19 protein-coding genes are annotated in these 20,268 nt (G+C 64.1%); 12 read left to right on the top strand and 7 right to left on the bottom strand.

What is annotated here, in order from left to right:
- Positions 1-81: 81 nt before the first annotated feature.
- A complete protein-coding gene (locus O9Z63_RS06390) occupies positions 82-654 on the bottom strand; it encodes a phosphoglycerate mutase family protein (RefSeq protein WP_270128480.1) in 573 nt (190 codons plus the stop codon).
- 32 nt (positions 655-686) lie between these two features.
- A complete protein-coding gene (locus tag O9Z63_RS06385; protein WP_270128479.1) occupies positions 687-1,679 on the bottom strand; it encodes a DUF1028 domain-containing protein in 993 nt (330 codons plus the stop codon).
- Positions 1,680-1,891: 212 nt separating this feature from the next.
- Here O9Z63_RS06385 and O9Z63_RS06380 point away from each other — a divergent pair, with 212 nt between their 5' ends.
- The 4 genes from O9Z63_RS06380 to O9Z63_RS06365 all read left to right on the top strand — a co-directional run bounded on the left by O9Z63_RS06380 (position 1,892) and on the right by O9Z63_RS06365 (position 6,853).
- The gene (locus O9Z63_RS06380) at positions 1,892-3,310 is read left to right on the top strand and encodes a T9SS type A sorting domain-containing protein (protein ID WP_270128478.1); all 1,419 of its coding nucleotides are present in this window, start codon (positions 1,892-1,894) and stop codon (positions 3,308-3,310) included.
- Between the two features lie 185 nt (positions 3,311-3,495).
- The gene (locus tag O9Z63_RS06375) at positions 3,496-4,515 is read left to right on the top strand and encodes an ABC transporter ATP-binding protein (RefSeq protein ID WP_270128477.1); all 1,020 of its coding nucleotides are present in this window, start codon (positions 3,496-3,498) and stop codon (positions 4,513-4,515) included.
- On the top strand, positions 4,512-6,080 hold the full coding sequence (locus O9Z63_RS06370; RefSeq protein ID WP_270128476.1) for an ABC transporter permease/substrate-binding protein: 1,569 nt from the start codon (positions 4,512-4,514) through the stop codon (positions 6,078-6,080). The genes O9Z63_RS06375 and O9Z63_RS06370 overlap by 4 nt, the downstream gene beginning before the upstream one ends.
- A 92-nt stretch (positions 6,081-6,172) precedes the next feature.
- A complete protein-coding gene (locus O9Z63_RS06365; RefSeq protein WP_270128475.1) occupies positions 6,173-6,853 on the top strand; it encodes a response regulator transcription factor in 681 nt (226 codons plus the stop codon).
- A 46-nt stretch (positions 6,854-6,899) separates the two neighbouring features.
- Here the strand turns inward: O9Z63_RS06365 and O9Z63_RS06360 are convergent, their stop codons facing one another.
- Positions 6,900-7,271 carry a four helix bundle protein gene (locus O9Z63_RS06360; protein WP_270128474.1) on the bottom strand — a complete coding sequence of 124 codons (372 nt, stop codon included), beginning with the start codon at positions 7,269-7,271 and terminating at the stop codon, positions 6,900-6,902.
- A gap of 79 nt (positions 7,272-7,350) precedes the next feature.
- Between O9Z63_RS06360 and O9Z63_RS06355 the strand changes: the two genes are divergently transcribed.
- Positions 7,351-8,715, top strand: a complete 1,365-nt coding sequence (locus tag O9Z63_RS06355; protein ID WP_270128473.1) for a sensor histidine kinase — start codon at positions 7,351-7,353, stop codon at positions 8,713-8,715.
- Between the two features lie 72 nt (positions 8,716-8,787).
- Entirely contained in the window at positions 8,788-8,994 is a 207-nt protein-coding gene (locus tag O9Z63_RS06350) for a hypothetical protein (RefSeq protein WP_270128472.1), read from the top strand.
- A gap of 163 nt (positions 8,995-9,157) precedes the next feature.
- On the opposite strand, the gene surE is transcribed toward O9Z63_RS06350, so the two are convergent.
- On the bottom strand, positions 9,158-10,027 hold the full coding sequence (surE, locus tag O9Z63_RS06345; protein ID WP_270128471.1) for a 5'/3'-nucleotidase SurE: 870 nt from the start codon (positions 10,025-10,027) through the stop codon (positions 9,158-9,160).
- Positions 10,028-10,168: 141 nt separating this feature from the next.
- Here surE and O9Z63_RS06340 point away from each other — a divergent pair, with 141 nt between their 5' ends.
- From O9Z63_RS06340 to O9Z63_RS06320, 5 genes are all read left to right on the top strand, one after another.
- The gene (locus tag O9Z63_RS06340) at positions 10,169-10,855 is read left to right on the top strand and encodes a hypothetical protein (RefSeq protein ID WP_270128470.1); all 687 of its coding nucleotides are present in this window, start codon (positions 10,169-10,171) and stop codon (positions 10,853-10,855) included.
- A gap of 101 nt (positions 10,856-10,956) precedes the next feature.
- Entirely contained in the window at positions 10,957-11,391 is a 435-nt protein-coding gene (locus O9Z63_RS06335) for a DoxX family protein (protein WP_270128469.1), read from the top strand.
- Between the two features lie 118 nt (positions 11,392-11,509).
- Positions 11,510-13,261 carry a M14 family metallopeptidase gene (locus O9Z63_RS06330; protein ID WP_270128468.1) on the top strand — a complete coding sequence of 584 codons (1,752 nt, stop codon included), beginning with the start codon at positions 11,510-11,512 and terminating at the stop codon, positions 13,259-13,261.
- A 92-nt stretch (positions 13,262-13,353) separates the two neighbouring features.
- Positions 13,354-14,247, top strand: coding sequence for an ABC transporter ATP-binding protein (locus tag O9Z63_RS06325; protein WP_270128467.1), 894 nt, complete (start codon positions 13,354-13,356; stop codon positions 14,245-14,247).
- 139 nt (positions 14,248-14,386) lie between these two features.
- Positions 14,387-15,151 (top strand): ABC transporter permease, encoded by a 765-nt coding sequence (locus tag O9Z63_RS06320; RefSeq protein ID WP_270128466.1) that lies wholly within the window; start codon positions 14,387-14,389, stop codon positions 15,149-15,151.
- 172 nt (positions 15,152-15,323) lie between these two features.
- Here the strand turns inward: O9Z63_RS06320 and O9Z63_RS06315 are convergent, their stop codons facing one another.
- Positions 15,324-16,115: a hypothetical protein gene (locus O9Z63_RS06315; RefSeq protein ID WP_270128465.1), complete on the bottom strand. Its 792-nt coding sequence runs from the start codon at positions 16,113-16,115 to the stop codon at positions 15,324-15,326.
- 194 nt (positions 16,116-16,309) lie between these two features.
- On the opposite strand from O9Z63_RS06315, the gene treA reads away from it, so the two are divergent.
- The gene (treA, locus tag O9Z63_RS06310; RefSeq protein ID WP_270128464.1) at positions 16,310-17,893 is read left to right on the top strand and encodes an alpha,alpha-trehalase TreA; all 1,584 of its coding nucleotides are present in this window, start codon (positions 16,310-16,312) and stop codon (positions 17,891-17,893) included.
- 94 nt (positions 17,894-17,987) lie between these two features.
- Here the strand turns inward: treA and O9Z63_RS06305 are convergent, their stop codons facing one another.
- The gene (locus tag O9Z63_RS06305) at positions 17,988-18,548 is read right to left on the bottom strand and encodes a cupin domain-containing protein (RefSeq protein ID WP_270128463.1); all 561 of its coding nucleotides are present in this window, start codon (positions 18,546-18,548) and stop codon (positions 17,988-17,990) included.
- Between the two features lie 165 nt (positions 18,549-18,713).
- Positions 18,714-19,961, bottom strand: a complete 1,248-nt coding sequence (locus O9Z63_RS06300; RefSeq protein ID WP_052381736.1) for a bifunctional 3,4-dihydroxy-2-butanone-4-phosphate synthase/GTP cyclohydrolase II — start codon at positions 19,959-19,961, stop codon at positions 18,714-18,716.
- Positions 19,962-20,268 lie beyond the last annotated feature (307 nt).

The raw sequence follows: 20,268 nt of genomic DNA, 5'->3' as shown, positions 1-20,268 counted from the left end.
GAGAGAAACCGGCAGCGCCTGGGGTGGCACAGCGCGGCTAAAGTAGCAGGAAAAGCGGGGCGGGTTGCAGCGGCGCGCCCGTTACTGGCCGGCGCTACGCACCCCGTAGCGCCGGGCGGTGGCCGTAGCGGTACGGGTGGAATCCGCCGGGATGCGTACTTCCAGCAAGTAGTCGTACTCGTTGTCGCCGACGGTGGGCACCGGGCGGGCGGCGCCCAGGGCTTCCACGGTTTCCAGGATGGTGTTGGAATGGCCGACCACCAGCACCGTGCGCCCCTGGTAGTCGCGCCGGATGCGGGCGGCCAGGGCAGGCAGCTGCTTGGCGTCGTAGGGCACGACCTGCTGGTTTTTCAGGACCGCCAGCGGGGCGGCCGTGGCGCGGGTGCGGGTGGTGGCCGTGGAGAATACTGCGTCCAGCGGTACCTTATTCAGCGTTTCGCGCAAAGCCAGGGCCCGCTGCTCTCCGGCAGGTGTCAGGGGTGGGTCGGCGAGGCCGGGCGTGAGGTCTTTCTCGGCGTGGCGCACGACATAGACCGTGGTGTAGGAGGCGCTGGTTGCCGGCGTCTGCTTCGAGGCGGTACAGCCGCTGCCAGCCAGCCAGAGCGGCAGCAGCCAGAGAAGCAAACGAAAAGCGGCAGGGCGGAAAGCAGACATAAAAAACGGGGGCAGGAAGAACACGGTCGGACTTATTTCAGGCTAAGAATCTGCTTCAGTTCGGCGGCACTCACCGTCAGCAGCCCCACATTGGGCAGGCGGCCGGTGAGCTCACGCCAGTTGGGCTCCTGCCGGAAAATGGGGGCCAGCAGCTTCAGCGCGGCCGGCACCTGCTCTTTGTTGGCCAGGCTGATGGCGTGCCAGTAGCGCATTTCCAGGTTGTTGGGAAACAGCCTTTCGGCGGCTTCATACTCGCGGATGGCGCCCGGCACGTCGTTTTTCTCCACGGCTAGGTCGCCGGCGTTCATGTGCTCGTAGGCGCGGTGCAAACTCAGCAGGCGGCGCAACTCTTTGAGCGGCTCGGCGGCATCGTCCACGCGCAGGTCCACGAGGCGGTCTTCCCAAATGCCCGCGCCCGGCTTGGCCCGCACCACCAACAGCGCCGCCGACTGCCGCCCGCGCACGTCGCCGCCGGCGGCCTGGGCCGCGTCGAGGGCGGCCAGCATGCGCTCGGGCAGCGGCAGCTTGGTGCCGGCCTCAAACGCCTGCTGCATGGCGGCAGGTACCTTCTCGGTGAGCATCATATTGGCCTGCACCGAAAACTGGGTACCCTGCCGGTGGCCGGCAAAATCAATACACTTGGCGCCGGTGTGGGTGGCCACGTTGCCTTTGCTGTCCACGATGGCCACCTGGCGCACGTCGCGGCCTTCGTCGGTGCTGAGCAGCTCGTCGAGGGCTTGCTGGGCGGTTTTGCCGGCGCGCAGCAGCGCCAGCCCGCGTGGCCCAAACGACTTGTTGGTAAACGACTGGGTGGCAATGGCCCCTACCCCGGCTTCGGCCCAACTCACGCTGGTGCCCACCGAAAACCAGTGGCTTTGCACGGCCACGGCCAGGTCGCCGGTGGCCGGGTCGCGGGCCACGATGCTGTAGGTGTGGGCCAGCGGGTCGGTGGTGCGGTACACTTGGGCGACGGCCGGTCGGGCCAGGCCGGCCAGCAGCAGCAGGGCGCAGTAGAGTCGTTTCATGGGCTAAAGCACGCAAGAAATCCGCCGGGGAGCAATCTGAGCGGGCTATAGAATTTCGGCGGCGGCATCGAGTAAGGTATCCGTGAGGGTTCAGGCGAACTTATTTTTTATTGGTTTAGCACAATTCTATCAAAATCTGACAGTAGGTTTGTGGCTTCGCACACCTTATAGCTTGGCCAAAGCGGCCCGATTCTGTCCTTTTTTCTCCCTGCATGCCTTCGAAGACTATCCTATTAGCAGCTATCTGCCTGCTCCAAGCCAAGTACGCATCCGCGCAATCCGTCAACAACGTCACGGAAATCATCACCGACTTCGGGGGCTTTTTCCAGAGCTCTACCACCGCCATCAACCCCGTCAAGCCCGACAATTCGCATGACCTGCTGGCTTTTACGCTGAGCGGCACGCGCTACTCCACTGGCGTGGACGATGCCCTGCTGACAGCTCGGGGCCTGACATTCGTAGCCGGACAGTACAAGGGGCTGCCAGTGGAAAGCCTTGGCACCATCACTGACCCCAATACCAAGGTAGGGTTGGGCGCCAGCTACGATGGCGTGCCAAATGGCGCCAGTTCTCCCCCGCCGTCCAACAACATCCCGTTTTACCTGCGCGACGGCCGCAATGGCCTTAACCTGGGCACGGGCACGGCCAATGCCCCGGCCGGTACGCTTACCTTCACCATCTCGCAAGTGGTGCCCGCCGCCGCCGCCGACGGTATTCCGGATATTCTGGTCACCCAGTTTGCTGATCCATCCAGCGCCCAAGACCGGTATCAGTTTCTGGATGCCAACGGCCAGGTCGTGGGCAATACGGTGGCGGTGACTTTCACAAACATTGGGGTGGTAGCTAATTGGACGGCTGATTTTTATGAAGCCTCCAAAAACCCCATGACGCTAACTAGCGGGTTCACTCGCACCGACCGGCCACTACGGCTGTGGTCGGCCGATCTGAGCGCCTTTGGCATTACAGCAGCTAACGCCAGCGCAATCCGCGGCTTCCAGGTGTTGCTGAGCGGTAGCAGCGACATTGCATTTGTAGCGTACAACGCGCAGGCTGCCACGTTCTTCAACCCACCGCTGCCCGTAGAGCTGACGGCTTTTGGAGGCGAAGCCGCCACCACCCAAACCACCCTGACCTGGCAGACCGCGCAGGAAGTCAACTCAGCCGCCTTTGAGGTACAAGCCAGCACCGATGGCCGCACCTTCCGGACGGTGGGCCGCGTGCAGGCAGCCGGCACGTCCAGCCAGCGCCGCCAGTACAGCTACCAGCACCCCACCACACAGGCCGGCGTGCGCTACTACCGCCTGCTGCAGATCGACCAGGACGGCACCAGCACCACTTCGCCGGTGCTGGCCCTCACGGCCGGGCGCAAAACCGGTCAGCCGCTGCAGGTTACGGCCGCCCCGAATCCCTTCGGCAGCCAACTCGTGCTGACGGTGGCGGGCGCCGAGGCCGGGCAGCCAACCACGGTGGAGCTCTTGACGCTGGCCGGCCGCCGCGTGCATCAGCAGGCTTTCCCGGCTTCTGCCGGCCAGCTCCTCACGCTGGAGCTGGCGCAGCTGCCAGCCGGCATGTACCTGGCCCGGGTGGCAGTTGCGGGCCAGTCGGCGGTGCTGAAAGTGGTGAAGCAGTAGGCTTGCCGCTTGAAATCAGCTTGACAAAGGCTCTCCCGTCGCCGGGGGAGCCTTTTCTTTGTTAGGCTGCTGCCGCAAAGCCAGGTTGCCAGCTCTGCACCCACCACGGTCCCATCCACTTCGGCGGCAGCGCATCAGCCCTCGTGCCGGTTGCTGCTGTCGCATCCGTCGCTACCTTACAGCCTATGCCTACGCCTACCCCCGCCCTTGCGGTACACCACCTGACCAAGCGCTACGGCCCGCACGCCGTGGTGCAGGATGTGACGTTTGCGCTGCAGCCCGGCGAGACGCTGGTGCTGCTGGGCCCCAGCGGCTGCGGCAAAACCACGCTGCTGCGCATGCTCAACCGCCTCGTGGAGCCCGACAGCGGCACCGTGGAGCTGGCCGGCCAGGATGTGCGCCAACTGCCGCCCGAACAGCTGCGCCGCGGCATCGGCTACGTGATTCAGCAGGTGGGCTTGCTGCCGCACTACACCGTAGCCGAGAATGTGGGTGTGGTGCCAGGGCTGCTGGGCCACGCGCCGGCCGCCATTGCCCAGCGCACCCACGAGCTGCTGGCGCGCCTGCACTTGCCGCCGGAGCGCTACGCCCAGCAATACCCGCACCAGCTGTCGGGTGGGCAGCAGCAGCGGGTGGGGCTGGCCCGCGCCCTGGCCGCCGACCCGCCGCTGGTGCTGCTCGACGAGCCCTTCGGCGCCCTCGACCCGATTACGCGGGCCGGCATCCGGCGCGAGTTCCGGGAGCTGGAGGAACTGCGCCGCAAAACCATGGTGCTGGTGACCCACGACGTGCAGGAAGCCTTCGAGTTGGCCGACCGAATTCTGCTGCTGGACGCCGGCCGCGCGCAGCAGTTGGGCACTCCGCGGGAGCTGCTGTTCCAGCCCGCCAACGACTTCGCGCGGCGCTTCTTCGAGGCCGAAAAGCTGAGCCTGCAGTTCCGCACGCTACAGCTGCAGGACGTGCTACCCGATTTAGCTTCCGAGTACACAAACAACTCATCTTCAAACCATAAAACCCTGCCACTTACAGCAACCATCCAGGAAGCATTGGAGGCTCTCAGCGCTGACGCCCTGGTCTCAGACCCGGCCACCGAGCGGGTGCTGCTGACGCAACCGGCAGCCGCTGAGGCGCCGGCCGTACCCTTCACCCTAGCCTCGCTGATGAGTGCTTTTGGGCAGGCTGTCCACCGTCTATCGAAGCCATGAATACGCTCCACGAACTCCTGGCTTTCTGGCAGACGCAGGCCGGCAAACTCGGCGAACAGACCCTGCAGCACATCGGCCTGACGGCCGCCTCGCTGCTGCTGGGCGTGCTGGTGGGCGTGCCGCTGGGGCTATGGCTCACGCGCCGGCCGCGGGTAGCGCCGTGGGTGCTGGGCGCGGCCGGCGTGCTCCAGACCATTCCGAGCATCGCGCTGTTGGGCTTCCTGATTCCGCTGCTGGGCATCGGGCCGGGGCCGGCTATTCTGGCTCTGTTCCTCTACTCGCTGCTGCCCATCATCCGCAACACGGTGGCAGGCGTGCAGGGCGTGCCGCCGGCCGTGGTGGACGCCGCGCGCGGGTTGGGCTTCACCGACGGGCAGCTGCTGCGCCGCGTGGAACTGCCGCTGGCGCTGCCGGTGCTCATGGCCGGCATCCGCACGGCGGCCGTCATCAATGTGGGTGTGGCCACGCTCGCGGCGTACGTGGCGGCGGGCGGCCTCGGCGAGTTCATTTTTGGCGGCATTGCCCTCAATAACCCGGTAATGATTCTGGCCGGTGCCATTCCGGCGGCGGCTCTGGCGCTGGCCTTTGATGCCACGCTGGGCGGCGTGCAGCGGCTGTCGGGGCGGAAGCTGGTGGCGGTGGGACGCGGGCTGCTGGTGGCGCTGCCGCTGCTGGCGGGCCTCTATTTGCTGCCCCGCGCCACCGGCAAGCTGCTGGCCGGCTTCAGCCCCGAGTTCATCGGCCGGGCCGACGGGCTACCGGGTCTGCGCCAGGCCTACGGCTTGGGTCGCTTGCCCAGCGTGGTGCTGGCCCCGGCCCTGGTGTACGAGGCCGCCCGCAGCGCCAACGTCGACCTCATCGACGGCTACTCCACCGACGGCCGCATCAAAGCCTACCACCTGCGCGTGCTCCACGACGACCGGCACGTGTTTCCGCCCTACTTCGCGGCCCCCGTGGTGCGGGCCGGGCTCCTCACGGAGCACCCCGAGCTGCGGGCCGTGTTCGGGATGCTGGCCGGCCAGCTCTCCGACTCCGTGATGACCGACCTCAACTACCGCGTTGACTACCTGCACGAGGAGCCGAAGGCGGTGGCCCTGGCGTTTCTGCGGCGGCGCGGGCTGTGGCGGGCGCCCCGGCCGCTGAGCGCGGACGCGCCCGTCGTGAAGCTGGGCTCCAAGATCTTCGCCGAGCAGTACATTCTGGCCGAGCTGTACGCCAGCCTGATCCGGGGCTACACTTCGCTGGACGTAAGCACCAAAACCGGGCTGGGCGGTACCACCATCTGCTTCGAGGCCTTGCGCAGCGGCGCCATCGACATGTACCCCGAATACAGCGGCACCGGGCTGCTGGTGTTGCTGCAGCCCCCGCCCGCCACAGTCGATTCGCTGGGGGCCGATGCCGGGGCGGTGTTCGGCTACGTGCGCCAGCAGTTCCGGCGACGCTACCAGTTGGAGTGGCTGGCGCCACTGGGCTTCAACAACACCTATGCCCTACTGATGCGCCGCCAGCAGGCGCAGGCGCTGGGCATCAGCTCTATTTCAGAGCTGAGTGCATACCTGAGGTAATTCGCCTGCGTACTTCGTGGGCCCATTTTGCGGTACTTCACGCTCTCTTCACGCCTGGGAGGCGTATGTTGCACCACACTTAGTCCGTTTCTATGCACATTTTGCTTGTCGAAGACGAAAAAGGCCTGCACCAAGAGGTGAAGCAGTTCCTGCTGCAGTCGCAGTACCTCGTCGATTCAGCCTTCACCTTTGCGGAGGCTTCCGAGAAAATCTATGTCAACAGCTACGATTTCGTGCTGCTGGACCTGGGCCTGCCCGGCGGCGACGGCCTGGATTTGCTGCGCGAAGCCCGCCAGAACGATAAGCAGGAAGCTTCCTTCATCATCCTGACGGCTCGCGGCGACCTCGACGACCGGATCAAAGGCCTGGACCTGGGTGCCGATGACTACCTGCCCAAGCCGTTTTCGCTGCTGGAGCTGCAAAGCCGGATGCAGGCCATCACGCGCCGCAAGTTTGGTTTGCGGCGCCAGGAAATCACCTTCGGCCAAGGTTTCGAGATGGACGTGACGGCCCGCGTGCTACGCCACGGCGAGCAGGAAGTGCCGCTCACCAAAAAGGAATTCGACCTGCTGCACTATCTGCTGCTGCATAAGGGCCGCGTGCTCACGCGCCTGCAGCTGGGTGAGCACCTGTGGGGCAATGTGCTGGAAGACGACTCCGACTCCAACTACATCGACGTGCACATCAAGAACATCCGCAAGAAGCTCACGGCCTTTGCCCCCGCCGACTTCCTGGAAACCGTGCGCGGAATTGGGTATAGAGTAACTGAGTAGGCCGTTCAAGCACAAGAACGTCTTACTCAGTTACTCATCTACTCAGTTACTCTCCCGAGGCTGTTTTTCGGGCTTTGGTGAGGACTGCCGTGATTTGGGCATACTCCAATTCCAGAGCAGCCAACCTGGACTTAGGCACGATTCCGGCATCTCCCAGCATTTCCAGCCAGAGCTGCGTTTCGTCTGCCTCTTCAACGCAAATACTGAGTTTGGCAAAGAATTCGGCGGCAGAACGGCCCCGGCACGCCGCCCGATAGTTAGCAGCCACAGAAGTAGCAGACCGTAACAGCTGCCTGGCCAGCACATCAGCCGCCGCAGTTCTTGGTAACTGCTCAACCACCTGGATAACGCGCAGTGCAGCGGCTTTTGTGCGGTTGCGGAATGCTTCATTATAGGCCGCTTTTTCTTCCTTGGTCATAGTCGGAATAGCTTTTGTGAGGTAGTAAGATACCTGTCAACACATTTACTCAGCTACTCCACTACTCAGTTACTCTCCCATGCGCCTCGAAGCGAAACTGGCCCTGTTCAATGCCTTGTCCAAGCTGCTGCTGGTGCTGCTGGGGGCGCTGGTGATTCCGCCTATCGTGAGCCGGGTGGCCGTGTCGCACACCGACCAGCGCCTGCACGAGAAGAAGCGTGAGGTGCTGGCCCTGATTGCCCGCGACGGCCTGACGGCCTTTGTGCGGCAGGAACAGAACGAGGCCTACGCCGACTACAACATCCTCAAGCAGGAATACATCAGCCTGACGCCAGAAGCCGGACGCGCCGCGCCTGTGGCCGTGGAGCGCATTTTCGATGAGCAGCGGCAGGTCGACAACGACGTGGAGGATTTCCGGATTCTGAGCTACCGGTTTGCGGCCCAGGGCCGCCCCTACCGCCTGGAAATCGGCTCGTCGCTGGCCACGGTGGAGCTGCTGGAAGCCACGCTGCGGCAACTGGCGCTGTGGGTGCTGGTGGTGGGCGCGCTGCTCACCATCGTGACGGACGCAGCCTTTGCGCGCTTTCTGCTGCGCCCCCTCGGCGACCTGATAACGCGCAAGCTGCGCGACGTGCGCCACCCGTCGGCTTTCCCCTTCGCCCCCATCAGCACCAGCACCACCGACTTCCGCCGCCTCGACGACAGCCTCAACGAAATGATGCACCAAGTACAATCGGCGTTTGAGAAGGAGCGCGAGTTTATGAGCAACGTGTCGCACGAGCTGCTGACGCCGGTCAGCATTCTGCAGACGCGCTTCGAGAACATGCTGCAGGACGCCGACCTCAGCCACGCGCACTCGCTGAAGATTGTAGAGTCGCAGAAAACGCTGTACCGACTGCGCAACACCGTCCGGACGCTGCTGCTCATCGCCAACATCGAAAACGAGCAGTACCTGCGCGAGGAATCGGTGAGCCTGGCCACGGTGCTGGCCGAAGTACTCAACGAGCTCGACGACCGGCTGGCTCAGCGCGAGCTGCACCTGCACACCCAGCTCTCCCCCGACTTGGTGCTGCTCCGCGCCAACCACACGCTGCTATTTACGCTGCTGTTCAACCTGCTCAGCAATGCCATCAAGTACAACCGCTGGGGCGGCAGCATCACCGTGACGGGGGCGCGGCTGCCGGCTGGCGGCTACCGCCTGGCCGTGGCCGATACCGGCCCGGGCATTGCGCCCGAAAACCTACCCCACCTCTTCGACCGGTTCCGGCGCTTCAATGCGGGCGGGGCCGCCTCGCCGGAAGGCTTCGGCCTCGGTCTGCCGATTGCCCTCACCATTGCCACCTTCCACGAGGCCACCCTCACGGCCAGTTCGGAGCTGGGCAAAGGCACCACGTTTGCGCTGGAATTTGCCGGTGAAGCTGCCACTAAAGCCTCTGGCGCCTAGCGCTTTTCCCTCATACAGTCTTCATGCTGAGCGTGCTAGCTTAGAGCTCCCACTCGCTCAACTCCCACCCGCATGAAATTCTCTTCTATTCGCCACAAGTCCTACGCCCGGCCGCTGCTCGGCATTTTGCTGCTGCTGGCCGCGCTGGCCGTATTGCTTTACCTGCCCGTGCTGCTCAGGCCCACCCCGCCGGCAGCCGTAGCGCACAGCGTCCCGCTGGTAGTGCGCCACGCGCCCGGGCCAGTAGTGCGCCACGTGAAGCATGTGTGGAACAAATAGCCTACTGCACCACGCACAAAAAAGCCGCGTAGCAACGGCAGATTCTGCTAACGAATCTGCCGCCGCTACGCGGCTTTGCTCCAAGATAGACTGGCTGGCTGCTACAAACCTGCCGCCGCTACGCGGCTTCTGCTCACTCTGGGCAATCTTACTCAGCTACTCTCTACCCCAGTCCTTCGGCCGATTCGCCGGGCTCGGGGGTGGCGCTGCCCAGGTGCGGCGCGGGCTGCGTGGGGCCGTCGAATTTCGGGCCCAGCTGCCAGCTGGCATTCAGGGTGCTGATGGTATGGTGGGCCGTAAGGTCGAACTGACAGGGCACTACCGATATGAAGTTGTTGGCCAGCGCCCACTCGTCGGTGTCGGTGCCTTGGTCGAGGTTCACGAACTCCCCGATCAGCCAGTAATACGGGCGCTTGTAGGGGTCGTGGCGCAAATCGAACTCTTCCTGCCACTTGGCGCGGGCCTGGCGGCAGATGCGGATGCCCGCAATCGGCTGCTCCGATTTCTTGGGAATGTTCACGTTCAGGGCCGTACCCTGCGGGATGCCGTGCGCCAGCGCCTCCCGCACAATGTGCTCCACCCACGCTTCGGTGTGCTCGAAGTCGGCGTTGTGGCCGTATTCGCACAGCGAAAACCCGATGGCCGGCAGCCCTTCAATGGCCGCCTCGATGGCCGCCGACATCGTGCCCGAGTACAGCACATTTACCGACGAGTTGGAGCCGTGGTTGATGCCCGACACCACCAGATCGGGCTGGCGGTCTTTCAGCACGTGGTGCTTGGCCAGCTTCACGCAGTCGGCCGGGGTGCCGCTGCACTCGTAGCTCTCGATGCCGGGGAAAATGGTGCTGGGGTCGAGGCGTAACGAGGTGCCGATAGTGATGGCGTGGCCCATGCCCGACTGCGGCGAGTTGGGCGCTACTACCACTACCTCGCCGATGCGGCGCATGACGCGCACGAGCGTGGCAATGCCGGGGGCCGTGATGCCGTCGTCGTTGGAAATGAGAATCAGGGGTTTGCGGGCAGTATCAGACACGATTCGAAAGGGTGTGGTGAACGATCAGGAAGCCAAAGGTACTCGTTTCCGTACGCGCCAGCCGGGTAGCACGGCCGACCTTATAGCCAAATTATCTGCCGGGCCGGCCATCAACTACCGGCCGCGTTCTGCCGTATGCCCATGATGCTGAATCGATTTGCTTCCCTGGTGCCGGCGCTGGCCGCGGCCCTGCTTACCACTGCCCTCGCCACTTCCTGCGGCTCTCCTTCCGACTCGGGCACGCCGCCCTTCTTGCCCGCCGACGGGGCCACCGACCCGGCGGCCCTCAAGCCTGGCGCCCCCGGCGTAGCCCAGGAGCCCGGCACCTCCACTCCAGCCGACAACATCGACCTGCAATACCTGATCAGCCCGGGGCGCGCCGGCGTGCTGCGCCTGGGCATGCGCGAAACCCAGCTCAAAAAGGTGGTACCCGCCGAGCAGCTCCGCCCCACCACCTACTCCGACAACGGCCGGCAGCTGCCCGCCTACGAAATGCGCGACGCCAAGCGCCCCGACGCTCCCGCCAACATCCTGCACATGATTCCGGACTCGGCCGGCGGCTACCGGCTGCGCCGCATCCGCATCTACGACCCGCAGTACCGCACGGCCGAAGGCATTGGGGTGGGCTCGCCGTTTGGGGCCGCCCGCCAGAACCTGGGGCTTACCAAGGTGCGCAACACGCCGGCCGGCTTTGCGGCCGTGTCGGGCGAGGTGAAAACCGCCTGGGTTATCGACCCCAACTCGCTGCCCGACAAGCACCCGGAGGAAATGAGCTCAACAGATATCCCGCCGGCAGCGCGCATCACCGGGGTATTACTATACCAGTAGCCGGCAAACCCTGCAGATTGTGATGCTGCGTATTTCTTGTACTTTGCCAACGAAAGCACACTCTTTTCTCTGGCCAAGCATTTAGGAATACCGTTTTTCCTATGACTCTGTTTGAAAACCGCTACCGCACCCACAACCTTGGCCTCTTGCTGCTGCGGGTGGGCATTGGCGTCATGTTCACCATCCATGGCTACCCCAAGCTGGTGGGCGGCCCCGAGGCCTGGGTGAAGGTGGGCAGCGTGATGAAGGTGGTGGGGCTGGATTTTGCGCCGGCTTTCTGGGGCTTTCTGGCCGCGGTGGCCGAGGCCGTGGGCGGGCAGCTGCTGGCGTTGGGGTTGTTTTTCCGGGTAGCGTGTGCCCTGCTGCTGGGCACCATGATTATGGCTACGGTGCAGCACCTGAGCGCCGGCGACGGGTTCAGCGGCTACTCGCACGCCCTGGAATCGGCCTTCCTGTTTCTGGGACTGTTGCTAGCCGGCCCCGGCCGCCTCAGCCTCGACCAGCTACTGTTCCCGGCCCGCCGCCGCTTGTATTAAGTGATGAGGTAGATGGTGATGAGGTGAATGGTGAGAAATAACACCGCACTTCATTACCTCATCACCATTCACCTCATCACCTCCCTATAATCCCGCGCGGTTTTCCTTCCTTTGCCGCATGCTTTCCTTCCTGCTTTCTGCGCTGCTGCTCACGTCGGCGGCGCCCAAAACCGACTGGCGCACGCCCTACGAGTTGGGCAACGGCAATACCACCACCACCCACGCCGCCTGCATCGCCTACTACCAGCGCCTGGATGCGGCCTACCCCGAAATCACGCTGCGTGAGGCCGGCACCACCGACAGCGGCCGGCCCCTGCACGAGGTAGTGATAAGCCTCGACGGCGACGCTGACCCGGCTTCGGTGCGGGCCAAAGGGCGGCAGGTGGTGTTCATCCAGAACGGCATTCATCCGGGCGAGCCGGAGGGCATTGATGCGGCCATGATGCTGGCCCGCGACTACGTGCAGCAGCCTAAGCTGCGCCGCCAGCTTACGGACATTACGCTAGTTATCATCCCGATATACAACGTCGATGGCTCGCTGAACCGCAACTCCACCACCCGCGCCAACCAGAACGGGCCTGAGAGCTACGGCTTCCGCGGCAACGCCCGCAACCTCGACCTGAACCGCGACTACATCAAGCAGGACTCGCGCAACGCCCGCGCCTTTGCGCAGCTGTTCCAGCGCTGGCAGCCCGACGTGTTCGTGGACACCCACACCTCCGACGGCGCCGACTACCAGTACACGATGACGCTCATTGCCACGCAGCAAAGCAAGCTGCACCCGGCCCTGCGCAGCTACCTCAACGGGCAGCTGCTGCCGGCCGTGTACGGCGGCATGGCCAAGCGCAAAACGCCCATGACGCCCTACGTGGACTTTGAGGGCCGCACGCCCGACGCCCGCGGCCTGACGGGTTTCATGGAGTCGCCGCGCTATTCCACGGGCTACACCACGCTGTTTAATACCATCGGCTTCGTCACGGAAACGCACATGCTCAAAGCCTACGCGCCCCGCGTGAAGGCTCAGTACGATTTCCTGGAGCTGCTGGTGCAGGCCGTGGCTCAGCAGAAAGACGCCCTGGCGCAGGCCCGCGCCGCCGCCCAGCAGCAGACCGCCATCCAGACCACCTTCCCGCTGGCCTGGAAGCTCGACACCACGGCCGCCGACAAAGTGACGTTTCTCGGCTACGAAGGCAAGCTCAAGCCCAGCGACATCAGCGGCCAGCCCCGCCTCTACTACGACCGCAAAGCCCCGTATTCGCGCCAGATTCCGTACTACAACACGTTCCAGCCTACCGTGCAGGTGCAGCGGCCTGCGGCTTATCTGATTCCGCAGGCCTGGAGCGAGGTACTGGAGCGCCTGCGCCTCTCGGGCGTGCAGCTGCGCCGCCTGCGCCAAGACACCACCCTCACGGCCGACGTGTACTACGTGCAGGACTACAAAACCGGCCAGCGCCCCTATGAGGGCCACTATGTGCACACGGCCGTGGAGCTGCGCACCGCGCCGCAGCCCGTGGCCTTTCTGAAAGGCGACTACGTGGCCGTCCTCAACCAGCCGGCCGCCCGCTACCTCATCGAAACGCTGGAGCCGCAGGCCACCGACTCGTTTTTTGCCTGGGGCTTCTTCGACAGCGTGCTGCAGCAGAAAGAGTATTTCTCCGATTACGTGTTCGAGGACGTGGCCGCCGACCTGCTCCGCCGCGACCCGGCTTTGCGCGAGCGGCTGGAGAAGCTCAAGCAGCAAAACCCTGCCTTTGCCGCCAGCGGCGCCGCCCAGCTGGATTGGGTGTACCGCCAGTCGCCGAACTACGAAAAAACCCACCTGCGCTACCCGGTAGTCCGCTGGATGGGCGGCGCGCTGCCAGTGGAGTAGTTTGAACGTCATGCTTCACTTCGCCTTCGGCTGCGTTCTGCATGACGTGCTAACGTTGCAGCCTCGGACCTTATACAATTCCCTCCCTACTCATGCCCATTCTCGAACTCGACAACCTTTCCAAAACCTACGGCGGCACCACGGCGCTGCGGGGCCTGACGCTGCAGGTGGAGCCGGGCAGCGTGTATGGCCTGCTGGGACCCAACGGCAGCGGCAAAACCACTACGCTAGGCATTGCGCTGGGCGTATTGCGGGCGTCGGGCGGGACGGTGCGCTGGTTTGGGCAGCCGCCCACGGCGGCCGGGCGGCGGCGCATCGGGGCGTTGCTGGAAACGCCCAACTTCTTCCCCTACCTCTCGGCCCGCCAGAACCTGCAGCTGGCCGCCGACATCAAGCGGGCCGACCCGCGCAGCGTAGACCAGGCCCTCGATACCGTGGGGCTGGGCACGCGGCAGCACGATGCCTTCCGCGGGTTCTCGCTGGGCATGAAGCAGCGGCTGGCCCTAGCTTCCACCCTGCTCGGCAACCCCGAGGTGCTGGTGCTCGACGAGCCCACCAACGGCCTCGATCCGCAGGGCATTGCCGAGGTGCGCGGCCTAGTGCAGCGTCTGGCTTCCGAGGGCAAAACCATAATTCTGGCCAGCCACCTGCTCGATGAAATCGAGAAAGTATGCACGCATGTGGCGGTACTGCAGCGCGGCGAGCTGCGGGCGGCCGGCCCCGTCGGCAACATCCTGGCCACCGCCGACCGGGTGCTGCTGCGCCCCGAGCCGCAGGCCGCCGCCGCCGTGCAGCAGGCACTGGCCGCCCTGCCCTGGGTGTCGGACGTGCGCCCCGAACCCGACGGCCAGCTCAGCGCCGCCCTGGCACCCGGCCACGGCCCCGCCGACCTCAACCGCGCCCTGTTCGCCCAGAACATTGCCCTGGCCGGCCTGGAGTTGCGCCGCCGCAGCCTGGAAGCCCAGTTTCTGGAGCTGACCAAGTAAATGGCTTGATGGCTGCATGGTTGAACGGTTAAAGGACTGGATAGCTGAAGGTTCATCTTTCTGCCCCGGCCTTCACAGTGTTCAACCATTCAGCCATCAAACCATTCAGCAATTCAACCATCAAGCCATTCAACCGCTCATGCTTTTCCGCGCCGAACTTCGCAAGATTCTCCCCTACCGCACCGTCTGGATCATTCTGCTGGCGTATGCCGTGCTGCTGCTGCTGTTTGTGTCGGCAGGCGGCAGCCTGAACGTGAACGGGCAGCGGCTGGGAGACTCGCTGTATGTGTTTCCGGGGCTGTGGGAGAAGCTCACGTTTGTGGCCAGCTACTTCACCATGCTGCTGGGTATTCTGCTGGTGATTCTTGTCACCGACGAGTTTCAGTTCCGCACGTTCCGGCAACAGGTGATTGATGGCAGCTCGGTGGCGGGGCTGCTGCAAAACAAGCTGGCCGTATCGGGGCTGCTGGCGGGCTTTGCGGTGCTGGTGGTGCTGGGCATCGGGACGTATTTCGGGCTGACGCGGGCGGCGGGCACGGTGGCGCAGGCCACGGCGGGTTTGCCGGCGGTGCTGCTCTATGGGGTACAGGTGCTGGGCGTGCTGGCGCTGGCCGCGCTGGTGGCGGTGCTGGTGCGCCGCAGCGGAGCCGCCATTCTGCTGTTTCTGCTGTACCTGTGGGTGGCCGAGCCACTGTTGCGCCTGTCGCTGCCCGACGAGCTGGACCGCTTCCTGCCGGCCAAGATCTTCAACAGCCTCACGCCCATGCCCGGCCAGGAGCTGATGGCCACCGTCACGGGCCCATCCATGGCCCTGCTGCCCAGCCAGGCGCTGCCGCTGGCCCTGGCCTACACGGCCCTGTTCTGGGGTTTGAGCTACTTGCTGCTGCGCAGCCGTGATTTGTAACAGTTGTCATTGCGAGCAAAGCAATCCTTCCTCACGTGGCAGTCACTCTCCTTACAAGATAATCCCTCTGGCGTTAGTTTAGTACACTAATGCCGGAGGGCTTGTCTGTTAGGGAACTGTCCATTATTCAGAGGAAGGATTGCTTCGCTCTGCTCGTAATGACAACCACGTTCTACTCCTTCACCAACGAGTTGGCATAGTTGACGATGAAGGCCAGTTCGCGGGCTACGGTGAAGCTGAGGCGGTTGTCGCGGGCGTACTGCTCCAGCTGCTTGGCTTGGCCCCTGAACACGGCCAGCAGGTCCTTTTTTGGGTTGCGCAGGGCAATGATGCTGCCGGTGGGCGTGGCCAGGTAGAAATCGTCCTTTTTGTCGGTGTAGGTGCCGAAGTTGCGGCCGCCGTAGCCGTAGCCGTATCCACCATAGCCGTACGGGCCGTTGTTTACGGTGCGCTCTACCAGCGACTCGCGGCGCAGCAGCATGCGCGGGCCGTTGCTGAGCTGCTCAAAAAACGCCGGCGACGTGAAGTCGCTGTAGTCGTTGCCGCGGTTCCAGCGGAAGGTGCGGAACACCCGCACGCGGTTCAGGTTTTCGGTTTCGGGGCGCAGGCGCGGCGCGCCGTACATGGGGTTGCCGTAGTAGTAGCCGTTGCGGGCATCGAGGAAGTTGTCGTAGTAGCCGTTGCCGAGGCGGCTGTCAATCTGCTCGCCTTTCACCGCGAAGCTGTTGACGCTTACCGCTGAGAGCGTAGTGAGCGTGCCGTCGGGCTGGGCCATGAGCAGCACGTCCTGGTCGCGGCGCAGCGTTACGGGGCCGCGGAGCGTGTCGCCCGAGGTCAGCAGGATGGTGCTGCCGGCAAATTCCTGCACCAGGGCCCGCTGGCCTTGCTGGGCCCGGGCGGCCGGGGCCGTGCCCAGCGCCAGGGCGGTCAGCAGCGCAAAAATAATGGTAGGGAGCTTCCTCATAGCCGGGGAAAGATAGCCGAAAAAATACGTGGCCGCCATGCTCTGACACGGCTTTTTCCAGCTAACTCTCCCTCGGCCGGCCTGGTTCCGTAGATCCTACAACCGTCCTGTTCGGGGCCGGCCCGCCCGGTGCCGCTGCCCTCGGCAGTACATTCCTGATTATCAGTAGCTGAACCCGTATCTTGAGGCCAGCAATGCCCCATCCTACCGCCATGCGCCACCTTCTGCTCCTCGTTTGCTGCCTGTCCACTACCTGGGCTTCGGCCCAGCTGCCGCTCACGCCCCGCCAGCTCTATCCCGGCTTGTTTGAGGCCGTGCAGCAGGGCCGCGTGTTTCCCGACAACAAGACGTTTGTGGACATGGTGCCGCTGGCGCCGCCGTCGCGCATTCTGGCCGACTATGCCCAGCAGCGCACCCAGCCCGGCTTCAACCTGGCCACCTTCGTGAAGGCCCGCTTCCGGCTGCCGGCTTCCGACGCCAGCACCTACCGCAGCAACGTGGCCGCCGGCCTGCGCCCCCACCTCGATACGCTCTGGCGCGTGTTGGAGCGCCGCCCTCAGGATTCGGTGGCCCGGTACTCGTCGCTGCTGCCGCTGCCCAAGCCGTATCTGGTGCCGGGCGGCCGGTTTCGGGAAGTGTATTACTGGGATTCGTATTTTACGATGATCGGGCTGAGCGAGGCCGGCCGCACCCCGCTGGTGCGCAGCATGGCCGACAACTTCGCCTTCCTACTGAACCGCTACGGCTTCATCCCGAACGGCAACCGCAGCTACTATCTCACCCGCTCGCAGCCGCCCTTCTTCGCCCTGATGGTGCAGCTGCTGGCCCAGCAGCAAACCGACTCGGTGCTGCCCCGCTACCAGCCCGCGCTGTTGCGCGAATACGCCTACTGGATGGGCGGGGCCGACTCGCTGGCGCCCGGCAAGGCCAGCCGCCGCGCCGTGCGGATGCCGGGCGGCGAGGTGCTCAACCGCTACTGGGACAGCAGCACCGAGCCCCGCGAAGAGTCGTATGCCGAGGACGTGGCGGCGGCGAAAGGCCTGCCCAATCCGCGCCAGTTCTACCGCGACATTCGGGCGGCGGCGGCTTCCGGCTGGGACTTCAGCACCCGCTGGTTCGGGCCCGATGGCAAGCTGACGTCCATCCGCACCACCGAGCTGGTGCCCGTAGACCTGAACTGCCTGCTGCTGACGCTAGAACAAACCCTGGCCCGCTCCTACAAAGCCCAGGGCCAAGCCGCTACGGCCAAAACCTGGGAGCTGAAAGCCGCCAAACGGCAGGCCGCCATTCAGCGCTACTGCTGGAACAAAGCCGCCGGCTGGTACACCGACTACGACCTCCCGCAGCGCCGTCCGGCGACCATCCGGACGCTGGCGGGCGTGTTTCCGCTGGCGTTCGGGGTGGCTACTGCGCCGCAGGCCACGCAGGTGGCGGCCGGCCTGAAAGCGGATTTTCTGAAGGATGGCGGCCTGCTCACCACCCTCAACGCCAGCGGCCAGCAGTGGGACGCCCCCAATGCCTGGGCGCCGTTGCAGTACCTGGCCATCCAGGGCCTGCGCCGCTACAACCAGCAGCCCCTCGCCGACACGGTAGCTACGCGCTGGGTGCGCCTGAATAGCCGCGTATTTCAGCAAACCGGCAAGCTGCTGGAGAAATACAACGTGCAAAACACCAGCCTGCCCGCCGGCGGCGGCGAGTATCCGCTGCAGGATGGCTTCGGCTGGACCAACGGCGTGCTGCTCTACCTGCTCAATCATTCGGCCACCAAGCAGCCGTAAGCTGACAATCCGCCGCTCCCGCTGCTGATGTATCGTTGATAATAGCGCAGTAATGCTCTACCCTTTTGCGTAAAGCAGAAGAGGCGTGCCACCTTCAATCTGGTTTCAGAGGCGGGCCAACGAAGCGCGTGTCGTGCTTTTCAGCCAGGGCTTTGCGCGCTTCCGGGCGTTGGTCGGGCATGGCGCTGACGATGCGGAAGTACTCCTCCATGGTGCCGGCCGGCTGGTGCATCACAATCAGGCGGGCCGGGCCTTCGCTGATTTTGACGAAGGCATGCGCCATATTCCGGGGCACGAACAGCGAGTCGCCAGCGTTGAGGCGCATGATTTCCGCCCCGGCCTGAAACTTAAACTCCCCGTCCAGCACGTAGAACCACTCGTCCAGATTCAGGTGCAGGTGCAGCATTGGGCCCACCTTTTCCCGGCGCAGCGTATCGAAAATCACGCAGCGGCCCTGCGTGTCCCGGCCGGAAACCTTCACAGTGAACGTGGCATCCAGGAATTCAAAGGGTCGGTTGGTACTGTCGGCCCCGGCCCTGACGAGCAGGCTCTTGCGGGACTCGCCCGTTCCGCCCTGGACCATACTGGCAAATGAGGGAGCTACGGCCAGCCCGGGAGCGGCCAGCGTCAGGTGCAGAAAGGAGCGGCGTTGCATGACAGGACAGCAAGATATTTAGGATAAGCTATTGATTTTCAAGCCAACATCCTACTCTGTCACCCGAATATGTGAGGCCCCGCACCAACGTATTCGCACCATCAAAAACGCCCCGCATGAAACCATACGGGGCGTTTTTGGTGACTATTGCAAAAGAATGCAGGCTTACTCCACGCCTACTGCCGAATCTACATCCGGGTGCGGGGTGCGGTCTTTGTGCAGGATGGTATGGCCCAGCTTGTCGCGCTTGGTGGTCAGGTACCGCTCGTTGTGCTCGTTGGGCTCCACCTCAATGGCTACCGATTCCACGATTTCCAGGCCGTAGCCGATCAGGCCGGTGCGCTTGCGGGGGTTATTAGAAAGTAGGCGCATCTTCGAGATGCCCAGGTCGCGCAGGATTTGGGCGCCCACACCGTAGTCACGCTCGTCCATGCCGAAGCCCAGCTCCAGGTTGGCTTCCACCGTGTCGCGGCCCTGCTCCTGCAGCTTGTAGGCGCGCAGCTTGTTGAGCAGGCCGATGCCGCGGCCTTCCTGGTTCATGTATACGATTACGCCGCGGCCTTCGCGCTCGATGTGCTGCATGGCGCGGTGCAGCTGCGGGCCACAGTCGCAGCGGCAGCTGCCGAAGATGTCGCCCGTGACGCAGGAGCTGTGCACGCGCACCAGCACCGGCTCGTCGCCCGAAATGTCGCCTTTCACCAGGGCCAAGTGCTGGGCGTTGGTGGTGCGCTGGGTGTAGGCCACCAGGTCGAAGTCGCCGTAGTCGGTGGGCAGCTTCACCGAAATTTCGCGGGTGATGAGGCTTTCCTTATCGAGGCGGTATTTGATGAGGTCCTGAACCGAAATCAGCTTCAGATTCCACTTGGTGGCAATTTCGCGCAGCTCGGGCAGGCGGGCCATTTCGCCGTCCTCCTTCAGGATTTCTACCAGCACGCCGGCCGGCTCGAAGCCCGCGAGGCGGGAGAGGTCGATGGCGGCTTCGGTGTGGCCGGCGCGGCGCAGCACGCCTTCCTTGCGGGCCTTCAGCGGGAAGATGTGGCCGGGCTTGCCCAGCTCTTCGGGCTTGGTGTCGGGGTCGATGAGGGCCAGGATGGTTTTGCTGCGGTCGGAGGCCGAAATGCCGGTGGTCACGCCGTTTTTCAGCAGGTCGATGCTCACGGTGAACGGGGTGGCGTGCAGGGCCGTGTTGCGGCCTACCATCAGCTCCAGGCCCAGCTCTTCGCAGCGCTGCTCGATGAGCGGGGCGCACACGAGGCCGCGGCCGTGGGTGGCCATAAAGTTGATGACCTCGGGGGTGGCACAGCGGGCGGCGCAGATAAAGTCGCCCTCGTTTTCACGGTCTTCGTCGTCAACGACTACTACGACTTTGCCGGCGCGGATGTCGGCAATGGCGTCTTCAATGGAATCCAGCATGGAATCACGGATTTAAACGGATTATTCGGATTTCGCGGATTCAGGAGGTGCAGCCCCGAGGAGCCCCGCAAAGTTGCTGCTACAACCAGCAGCCACGCCGCGAAGTTACGAGAGAGTAGCTGAGTAGCGGAGTAACTGCGTAAAACCGCGTCGGCTTGGCAATGGAGGAGGATGGTAACGCTCTGTTTCGCACAGGTGTTATGCCCGGCAGCTTTCATACTGTACCGATGGCTGTAGCGCGAACTTTGTAGTTCGCGTCTCCGCGCCGTTAGAGCCATTCGGACGGCGCGGGGGCGCGAACTACAAA

The organism is Hymenobacter yonginensis, from assembly GCF_027625995.1.
Lineage (GTDB): Bacteria > Bacteroidota > Bacteroidia > Cytophagales > Hymenobacteraceae > Hymenobacter > Hymenobacter yonginensis.
The sequence above is the reverse complement of the archived record's forward strand: the minus strand, read 5'-3'. Positions and strand labels throughout refer to the sequence as shown.

Excerpts from the sequence above, each read along its gene's own strand:
- O9Z63_RS06390 (WP_270128480.1), bottom strand. The coding sequence starts at position 654 with ATGTCTGCTTTCCGCCCTGCCGCTTTTCGTTTGCTTCTCTGGCTGCTG.
- O9Z63_RS06385 (WP_270128479.1), bottom strand. The coding sequence starts at position 1,679 with ATGAAACGACTCTACTGCGCCCTGCTGCTGCTGGCCGGCCTGGCCCGA.
- O9Z63_RS06380 (WP_270128478.1), top strand. The coding sequence starts at position 1,892 with ATGCCTTCGAAGACTATCCTATTAGCAGCTATCTGCCTGCTCCAAGCC.
- O9Z63_RS06375 (WP_270128477.1), top strand. The coding sequence starts at position 3,496 with ATGCCTACGCCTACCCCCGCCCTTGCGGTACACCACCTGACCAAGCGC.
- O9Z63_RS06370 (WP_270128476.1), top strand. The coding sequence starts at position 4,512 with ATGAATACGCTCCACGAACTCCTGGCTTTCTGGCAGACGCAGGCCGGC.
- O9Z63_RS06365 (WP_270128475.1), top strand. The coding sequence starts at position 6,173 with ATGCACATTTTGCTTGTCGAAGACGAAAAAGGCCTGCACCAAGAGGTG.
- O9Z63_RS06360 (WP_270128474.1), bottom strand. The coding sequence starts at position 7,271 with ATGACCAAGGAAGAAAAAGCGGCCTATAATGAAGCATTCCGCAACCGC.
- O9Z63_RS06355 (WP_270128473.1), top strand. The coding sequence starts at position 7,351 with ATGCGCCTCGAAGCGAAACTGGCCCTGTTCAATGCCTTGTCCAAGCTG.
- O9Z63_RS06350 (WP_270128472.1), top strand. The coding sequence starts at position 8,788 with ATGAAATTCTCTTCTATTCGCCACAAGTCCTACGCCCGGCCGCTGCTC.
- O9Z63_RS06340 (WP_270128470.1), top strand. The coding sequence starts at position 10,169 with ATGATGCTGAATCGATTTGCTTCCCTGGTGCCGGCGCTGGCCGCGGCC.
- O9Z63_RS06335 (WP_270128469.1), top strand. The coding sequence starts at position 10,957 with ATGACTCTGTTTGAAAACCGCTACCGCACCCACAACCTTGGCCTCTTG.
- O9Z63_RS06330 (WP_270128468.1), top strand. The coding sequence starts at position 11,510 with ATGCTTTCCTTCCTGCTTTCTGCGCTGCTGCTCACGTCGGCGGCGCCC.
- O9Z63_RS06325 (WP_270128467.1), top strand. The coding sequence starts at position 13,354 with ATGCCCATTCTCGAACTCGACAACCTTTCCAAAACCTACGGCGGCACC.
- O9Z63_RS06320 (WP_270128466.1), top strand. The coding sequence starts at position 14,387 with ATGCTTTTCCGCGCCGAACTTCGCAAGATTCTCCCCTACCGCACCGTC.
- O9Z63_RS06315 (WP_270128465.1), bottom strand. The coding sequence starts at position 16,115 with ATGAGGAAGCTCCCTACCATTATTTTTGCGCTGCTGACCGCCCTGGCG.
- treA (WP_270128464.1), top strand. The coding sequence starts at position 16,310 with ATGCCCCATCCTACCGCCATGCGCCACCTTCTGCTCCTCGTTTGCTGC.
- O9Z63_RS06305 (WP_270128463.1), bottom strand. The coding sequence starts at position 18,548 with ATGCAACGCCGCTCCTTTCTGCACCTGACGCTGGCCGCTCCCGGGCTG.
- O9Z63_RS06300 (WP_052381736.1), bottom strand. The coding sequence starts at position 19,961 with ATGCTGGATTCCATTGAAGACGCCATTGCCGACATCCGCGCCGGCAAA.